We start from the raw sequence: 8,192 nt of genomic DNA, 5'->3' as shown, positions 1-8,192 counted from the left end.
ATGCGGTATTTCAGCGCCCGCTGCACGAAGACATCGGCGCGGGTCAGCCCCATGTAGTCCACGATGAGCTGCAGGTCCGCGACCTCCTTCGCCTGTACCGCCTCGCCGAGCAGGCCGTTTTTAAGCAGGTAGTCGGCGACGATTTCCGCCCGTCGCCGGTTGCCGCGGGCATTCATGTGCAGCACGTCCATGAAATACTCGGGACGGTCGCTCATGGCCGACCGCACGTCGATCAATGGTACCTTCTGTTCCCGGGCGACGGACTCCAGGATGCGCGTATGTTCTTCCATGGCCCGTTGCCAGACTTCGTTGTGGTCGGGCAGGGGGTGGTTGGGGAAGTCGGTCGCCTGGGTGATGAACACGGGTATGGCGCCATGCGCCCGGGCAATGGCGATGAGGCTCACCAGGTTGGCGCGGAAGGCGTCGCCGGAGGAGGCTGCGAAGTTGTCTTCCGGATTGCCGCCCGGCGCCTTCCAGGCAACGCTGTGCAGATGGGGCGGGACATAAGGCGCACCCAGCAGTTCCGCCGCCAGGTCCAGGGTACGGCTGTAGCGCCACCAGGGCCGTCCCGGGTAGGCCCAGACCTTCTGCGCGTGGGAATAGTCGGTGCGGAAGCCCGGGAACATCAGGCGGGTCCAAGCGTCATTGAATCCGGTGTAGAACAGGATGACCCTGGGTTCGAGATGCACGATCCTGCCGGTCAGCAGCGAGATCAGGTTTGGCGTGGCGTAACCGCCAAGGCCGGCATTGATGACGTCGATGCGCTTGTCGCTGCGGGTGGACCGGCGCAGGATCTCCTCGAGCTGGGCCGGGTAGGCCTCGTGCGTGTGCACCCGGGTGCCATAGGTGCTGGAGCCGCCCATGGCGACGATGTTGATGACCTCGGGCGAGGCCTGGTACGTCCGGTCGCCGGTGGCGCGGAAGCCCTGTGCATTGTGGTTGTCATTGTCGGGATTGGCAACGTAGGCGGCAAAGGGATGGGGTTCGAAAATGGCGGCCGGGTCGCTGATGACCTCGGGATCACCCTCGCCCGGGGTGGCGAGGCGGTCATAGAGGCGGATACCACCCTCCACCACCGCGAACAGAAACGCCCATATGACGAGTGTATAGCCGAGCCCCCTTTTCAGAGAAGTCTTTGGTGATCGTGCCATGGTTTTCCTGTCAAACACAGCCGCGCCGGTCTATCTCTCCACAACAATACCAGAACAGCATGGTCTTTTCCGTGTCGTCCCCTTCGCGGAACACCACCGGGCATTTCTCTACACAATCGACCCGCTTTCCCTGGAAAAGACCATGCCTCGGGGATTCCCTTCTCCTGCTCTCTCAGTTGGCCCCGGACCCGACAGGCACCCACGGCAGGTGGAAGATTGTCGGAATAATTGGCGCCCCATCCTCATCAATGGTGTTGCATTACGGTCCTGGCGGACCATTCGATCAAGACAGGTTCCAGGAAGAATACAAAACGGGAGTCAGACCACCATGAAGAAGCTATTCGCACTGCTGCTCTCCTTCGGCCTTTTCGCCGGATTCGCCGCCACCGCTCCGGCCGCGGACGAGGCCCGCTACGGCAGGCAGAAGGTCGTCTATCACGTCAACTACTACGGCGCCAAGCGGCAGAAGGCTGCGCTGCGCAATATCCAGAACCACATCAATGCCGTGGGCGCGGCCAACCTGGACCTGCAGGTCGTCATGCATGGCAACGGCGTGTCGCTGGTCATGGAGCCGGGCACCGATAAGGGCACCAGGATGAAGGAGGCCAACGCCACCCAGGAAATGCAGGCCCGCATCGCCGGACTGAAGGACCAGGGTGTCGAGTTCAAGGTTTGCGCGAACACCCTGAAGGGTCGCAAGATACCGATGGACGCCCTGTACGACATCGATCAGGAAGACATCGTCCCCAGTGGCGTCGCCGAGCTGGCGCACCTGCAGGGCATGGGCTACGCCTACATCAAGCCCTGAGCCCGGGGTGGATGGCCCGGCGCTCGACCACTCCTCGCAGGGGGGCGAGCGCCTTTTCTCACCCCAACGCCTTCAACTCAGGCCTCCGCCAGGCCATCAATGATGGCATTGAACGTCGGACTCGGGCGCATCACCCGTGACACCCTGACCGTATCGGGATGATAGTAGCCGCCCAGATCGACCGGCTGACCCTGAACTGCATTCAGTTCTCCAACGATCCTTTCCTCGTTTTCCTCGAGCGCCCGGGCAATCGGTGCAAATCGTGCCTTCAGCTCGGGATCATCATCCTGATCCGCAAGCGCCTGTGCCCAGTACAGGGCCAGGTAGAAATGGCTGCCGCGCGTATCCAGTTCGCCAACCTTGCGGGACGGCGACCTGTCGTTTTCGAGAAAGGCCTCGTTTGCCTGGTTGAGCGCGGCGGCGATCACCCCGGCCCGGGCATTGCCGTTCTTGCGCGCAAAATCCTCCAGCGACACCGCCAGCGCGAGGAATTCCCCCAGCGAGTCCCAGCGCAGATGGTTCTCCTCCAGGAGCTGCTGGACGTGCTTCGGCGCCGAACCGCCGGCACCCGTCTCGTATAACCCCCCGCCGGCCAGCAGCGGCACGATCGACAGCATCTTGGCGCTCGTTCCCAGCTCGAGAATGGGAAACAGATCGGTCAGGTAGTCGCGCAGCACGTTGCCCGTTACCGATATGGTGTCCAGGCCCGCCTTCATCCGCTCCAGCGTAAAGCGCGTCGCTTCCACCGGCGGCAGGATGCGGATATCCAGACCGTTGGTGTCATGGTCCTGAAGATAGCGTTCGACCTTCCCGATCAGGTTGGCGTCATGGGCACGCTCCGGATCCAGCCAGAAGACGGCCGGCTGGCCCGTGAGCCGTGCCCGCGTGACCGCAAGCTTGACCCAGTCACGGATGGGCAGGTCCCGGGTCTGGCACATGCGCCAGATATCGCCGGTCTCCACCTCGTGTTCGAACAGCACCTTCCCGGATGCATCGGTGACGCGCACCGTGCCGGCGAACGGGATCTCGAAGGTCTTGTCATGGGAGCCGTACTCCTCAGCCTTTTGCGCCATCAGGCCGACATTGCTCACGCTGCCCATGGTCGCCGGATCGAAGGCCCCGTACGCCTTGCAGAAGTCGATCGTGGCCTGATAAACGCCCGCGTAGTTGCGATCAGGGATCATGGCCAGGGTATCGTGCAACTCGCCATCCGGGCCCCACATCATGCCACCGGCGCGGATCGCCGCCGGCATGGATGCATCGATGATGACATCGCTGGGCACATGCAGGTTGGTGATGCCCTTGTCGGAATTGACCATGGCCAGGGGTGGCCGGGATCGGTAAACGGCCTCGATATCGGCTTCGATGGCCTCGCGCTCCTCTTCCGGCAGCCCGGCCAGGCGGGCCTGGACGTCACCCATGCCATTGCGCGGGTTGATGCCCAGCTCCTCGAACAGGGCGGCATGCTTCTCGAACAGATCCCGGTAATACACCGTGACCGCATGGCCGAAGATGATGGGGTCGGACACCTTCATCATGGTTGCCTTGAGATGCAGGGACAACAGCACGCCCGCCTCCTGCGCCTGGCGAATGCTGTCCTCGTAGAAGGCGCGCAGGGCCCGGCACTGCATCAATGAGGCGTCGATCACCTCGCCGGCCGTCACTGCCACCCCGTCCCTCAGCACGCGGGTCTCGCCATCCTTTCCGGTCAGCTCGATCCTGACCTCGCCTGCCTCCTCCACGACGGCCGACTGCTCGCTGCCATGGAAATCCCCGGCCGGCATGGACGCCACGCGGGTCCTGGAATCGGCAGACCAGGCCCCCATGGAATGCGGGTGCTTGCGCGCATGCGCCTTCACGGCCGCGGCCACCCGCCGGTCCGAGTTGCCCTCTCGCAGCACCGGATTCACCGCACTGCCCAGCACCCTGGCGTACCGCGCCCTGATGGCCTCCTCCTCCGGCGTGGCCGGATTCACGGGGTAGTCGGGAATGTCGTATCCCTGCGCCTGAAGCTCCTCGATCGCGGACATGAGCTGGGGCACGGAGGCGCTGATGTTCGGCAGCTTGATGATGTTCGCCTCGGGCGTTTTCGCAAGCTCGCCGAGCTCGGCGAGCGCATCGCCCACGCGCTGCGCCTCGGTCAGGCGTTCCGGAAAACTGGCCAGAATGCGCCCGGCCAACGAGATGTCACGCGTTTCCACCTGCACCCCGGCGGCCCGCGAAAAGGCCTGCACGATGGGCAGGAAGGAATGGGTGGCCAGCATGGGCGCTTCGTCGGTGAGCGTGTAGATGACAAGGGGATCGGACATGGAATTCGGTTCCTGCAACGACAATGACATGGAGGGCCGGAGCCAGCGCTGGGCGCATTATATGCGGACGCACCACAGTGCTCTAGGCCGCGTATTGCACCAGGGGCATGCAATGACTGCCCGCCACGGCCGGCCTTCATGCAGTCAAATCCTCGGCTACGGACCTCGATCAGACTGCTCTCTCCTTCAACCCCCTCACCGCCTCTCCTGCCGACCACACCGAACCGTCATGGGGACCGGGGAGGTTCAGGAATCGACTAATTTTTCACGGAAAATGGCAGACCGCCTCCCCAGGGCGTGACGCGGCGAGCATCGCCGGTCGTTGACTTCGGGCTTGCGACTGATATATTCCGGACAAAGCAGCGGGTTACCGCACAAAGGCGAAAAAGATGGCAAAAAACGAGTCGGAGGCAACATGAAGCGCTCATCCCTCGGGGCTGTTTTGGGCTCATTGGCTTCCCTGCTGGCCTCTGCGACAGTGGGTGCGGCGACCTACAGCATCACTTTCTACGAACAGGTTTCAGCGGGTAACAACCTGTTTTCCAACTACCAGGTATCGGGTTCGGCGATATTCGAGATCGACGATGCCGCCATTGCGCCCAACAATCTGGTGTTGTTCTCCTCACCCGATTTCGTTTCATTCGATGCAATTCTGAACACCACTGCCGGGAATGCCCGATTCACACTTGGCGTGGATGATTTTCCGCCGCAGGGAGATGGAACCGGGGCAAACAACCTGGAGCAAGGCATCCTGTTCGATGCGTCGGGAGTACCGCTCCGGTTCGATACACCCGCCACGACGGCGGGCAACGGTGCGCAGATATGCGATCCCAACTGCACCAACCCTGTATACCTGAAGGACTGGTTGATCCTGTACGACGACGATCTCTTCGACAGCGTATTCCTGGCGGATGGCACCATTACCACCCTTGATTATGCCGTCAACAACGGCCTGGGTTACACGCGCCTGGGAGGCGACTGGATTCTGGATGGCACCAACATGGCCGCCGGAGGTGCCGACGGCCTGTACCTGATACAAGCGGCAGTTGTCCCTGTTCCGGCTGCCGCCTGGCTGTTTGCCTCCGGGGCACTGGGGCTTCTGGGAATGACCAGACTCAGGAAAAGCTGACAAGGGACCCTTCCCCCCGGTCACATAGGGGATCCGGGGAAAGCGCGATCATTCTGCGCGTGCCACAGTCTTCAACCATCGAGTAACAGGGCGCCGCTCCTCAAGCGAATTCCCCGTTACCTCTCTGGGGAGTGCCACTGTTCTTCAGTGGATGCGTCCACCGGCCGGCTGGGGCCATGGCGGCAGACAAATCACCCCAGCCCGCACAGCCGCATCGGCACCCGCCAATTCCCTGATGAACTTGACGCCTGTCAGGGTCGTTTCTATTTTTTACTCTGACGCGCACAGGAAAGTTCCACGCGTACGGAAGAACGGGCGAAGGGACAGAACAGGCCGAGCAAGGCGGCGTGGTACCGCCTGGTGCCACGGGATGCCTGAGCCCGGGGGGAGTAGACCATGAAGCCATCCTGCACTGCGGGTGCGTGGTGCGCCCGCCTCGTCCTGACCGCTCCGCTTCTTTCTTTCACCGCCCAGGCGGCGCTGCTCGGGCGCCTGCCCGAGACACCGGGAGGCAATGACTACCAAGCCTACTACGATACCGCGCTGGATATCACCTGGATCGCAGACGCAAACCTGGCCGCGAACCAGACCTTTGGCGCAAGCGGCGTCGCGGCGGACGGACGCATGGACTGGAACACGGCCGGCAACTGGATCGCTGCCATGAACAACGCTGCCTACCTGGGTTTTTCGGACTGGCGGCTGCCCTCGGTCGGCCCTCTCGATGGCAGTGGCGATCCCGCCAACATGAGCAATGTTTTCACCACCAACGCAAGCACACCGGTCGGTTACGCACCGACGACCACCGATGGCAGCGACGGCGGCTGGCGTGACCCCAACGGCAATCCCGTCTCCGAAATGGGGCACATGTACTACGTGAACCTCGCGAACCGGGGCTACTGCCCACCTGAAGGCAGCGACGGCAATCCGCAGACCTGCGACGACGCGCCGCAGCCGGACTGGGGGCTCCTGAACAGCGGCCCCTTTGCCGGCCTGGTTGCCGGCGGCTACTGGACAGGCGTGGAATACACCATGGACACCACGCGCGCCTGGAGCTTCGGTTTCAGCGACGGTGGCCAGGGCACCACTGACAAGGCCGCCCTGCTTCGGGTCTGGGCGGTGCGCGACGGCGATGTGGTGGTACCGCTGCCGGCCTCCGCATGGTTGTTCTTCGGTGGCTTGGCCGGACTGGTCGGCCTGGGCCGCAGCGGAAAAAGGGTCCGCTTGGAACGCTGGCAAAGAGAATGACCTGCGCGCCGGCCCCGGTCGGCCATCCTGCACCCTGTGGGGCACACGATCCGCGTTGTTCCGGTACCGCATGTCTCTACTGGCCGCCAGATCGTGAAGTCCGAGCCGCCCCTCCAACCAGGCAAATGTCCGGAAACAAACGACTACAGGCCTCCGCACCGGCCCGCACCCTTTAATGAACCTCCGAACGCCTTGCCCGGCATGGCGCAACAACGACTCCAGATAACGGCGGCACCTCCGCTTACGTTTGTCTGGTATATGCGTGTCAAATAATCCGACAGCCCTCTGGGTTGGCGCGTCGCCCTGAGCCATCCTTGAAAACCAGATAGTTAGCCAGACCACATGCGGCATAGCGCATGTCGATAGAATTGACATATGACCAGAGGCACTTCGGTGAACAGCCCCTGAACATCCGGAAAAGTGTCTGAATATCCCCGATTTGTGCTTCGCCACCCTCCTTTGGAATGGTTCTTGCTCATTTCCTCTGAAAAAATCGGGGTTACTTTCCTGAACGGAGCGAACAGGATCCCGCGCCCCGCGGAAGCGTCGAGGAGACACAATCATGAAGACCCATCTGTGGGGCGCGATCTGCGCCAGTGCATTGGCCTTTGCAACTGCGACGCTCGAAGCGGCACCGGTTTCGGGCCAGGGCACCTGGGAGACGACGCTGCTGCCGCGCGATCTGACCGGCGACGGCGTCGCCGATGCCTATTACGACACCGTTCTGGACATCACCTGGCTGGCGGATGCCAACCTGGCGGCGACGGAAGCCTTTGGTACAGCAGGTATTAATGCCGGCACCATGGCGTGGGATACCGCTAACACCTGGATTGCAAACATGAACGCCGTCAGTTACCTGGGCTATAGCGATTGGCGGCTGCCAACTCTGAGTCCGATCAATGGTTCAGCATTCGACGATAACTTCGCCTACGATGGCCGCACGGATAGCGGTTATAACATCACCGCGCCGGGTTCGGCTCATCCAGGGAGCACGGCAAGCGAGATGGCGCACCTGTTCTACAACACCTTGGGCAATACCGGCTGGTACGATACGAGCGGTAACACGACGGGCTGCACTGCACCCGATTACTGTTTGACCAACACCGGCCCCTTTGCCAACATCCAGCCCAGCAACTATTGGTCCGGTCTGGAATACGCCTCCAACACCAACCGCGCGTGGGACTTCGGTTTCTACGATGGCAACCAGCTCACATACCTCAAGAGTTTTACCCGGTATGCATGGGCCGTGCGCCCTGGCGATGTCAGTGCCGTTCCGCTGCCCGCTGCCGTCTGGCTGTTCGGCACCGGCCTGATGGGTCTGTTTGGGGCAGGGGTGAGACGTAGAACCCGCTGAGCGGGTGACTCGGCCCTTCCGCGGGGTTCGACAGGCCGCCTTGCCTTCTGGGGGAGAAGGAGCACTGGCCGTGATGGACCTGCCGGGTAAAGTCTCGTCGGCGGACAAACCCGACCAGACTTGGTAGGATGGGCAAAGGCCCGAAGGGCCGTGCCCATCATGACGGTCACGGGATGTGATGGGCACGTCGCCCATG

6 protein-coding genes are annotated in these 8,192 nt (G+C 62.5%); 4 read left to right on the top strand and 2 right to left on the bottom strand.

The genetic code is table 11. The features are described 5' to 3' along the window. Positions 1–1,151, bottom strand: a 1,151-nt coding sequence (locus tag MVF76_RS08065; protein WP_297528296.1) for an SGNH/GDSL hydrolase family protein, incomplete at its 3' end; no start/stop codon positions are given. A 328-nt stretch (positions 1,152–1,479) separates the two neighbouring features. Between MVF76_RS08065 and MVF76_RS08060 the strand changes: the two genes are divergently transcribed. Further along, complete coding sequence (locus MVF76_RS08060) at positions 1,480–1,959, top strand: DsrE family protein (protein WP_297528295.1); 480 nt, start codon at positions 1,480–1,482, stop codon at positions 1,957–1,959. Between the two features lie 77 nt (positions 1,960–2,036). Here the strand turns inward: MVF76_RS08060 and MVF76_RS08055 are convergent, their stop codons facing one another. Continuing rightward, positions 2,037–4,268, bottom strand: a complete 2,232-nt coding sequence (locus MVF76_RS08055; RefSeq protein WP_297528294.1) for an NADP-dependent isocitrate dehydrogenase — start codon at positions 4,266–4,268, stop codon at positions 2,037–2,039. 415 nt (positions 4,269–4,683) lie between these two features. On the opposite strand from MVF76_RS08055, the gene MVF76_RS08050 reads away from it, so the two are divergent. The 3 genes from MVF76_RS08050 (at position 4,684) to MVF76_RS08040 (ending at position 7,996) form a co-directional block, all read left to right on the top strand. Continuing rightward, positions 4,684–5,397 (top strand): hypothetical protein, encoded by a 714-nt coding sequence (locus tag MVF76_RS08050; protein ID WP_297528293.1) that lies wholly within the window; start codon positions 4,684–4,686, stop codon positions 5,395–5,397. 396 nt (positions 5,398–5,793) lie between these two features. Further along, the gene (locus MVF76_RS08045) at positions 5,794–6,642 is read left to right on the top strand and encodes a VPLPA-CTERM sorting domain-containing protein (protein ID WP_297528292.1); all 849 of its coding nucleotides are present in this window, start codon (positions 5,794–5,796) and stop codon (positions 6,640–6,642) included. 562 nt (positions 6,643–7,204) lie between these two features. Beyond that, positions 7,205–7,996 carry a hypothetical protein gene (locus tag MVF76_RS08040; RefSeq protein ID WP_297528291.1) on the top strand — a complete coding sequence of 264 codons (792 nt, stop codon included), beginning with the start codon at positions 7,205–7,207 and terminating at the stop codon, positions 7,994–7,996. The last annotated feature ends 196 nt before the right edge of the window (positions 7,997–8,192 follow it).

It is taken from the genome of Thiohalobacter sp., from assembly GCF_027000115.1.
Taxonomy (GTDB): domain Bacteria; phylum Pseudomonadota; class Gammaproteobacteria; order Thiohalobacterales; family Thiohalobacteraceae; genus JALTON01.
This window is presented reverse-complemented; position numbering and strand designations above follow the sequence as displayed.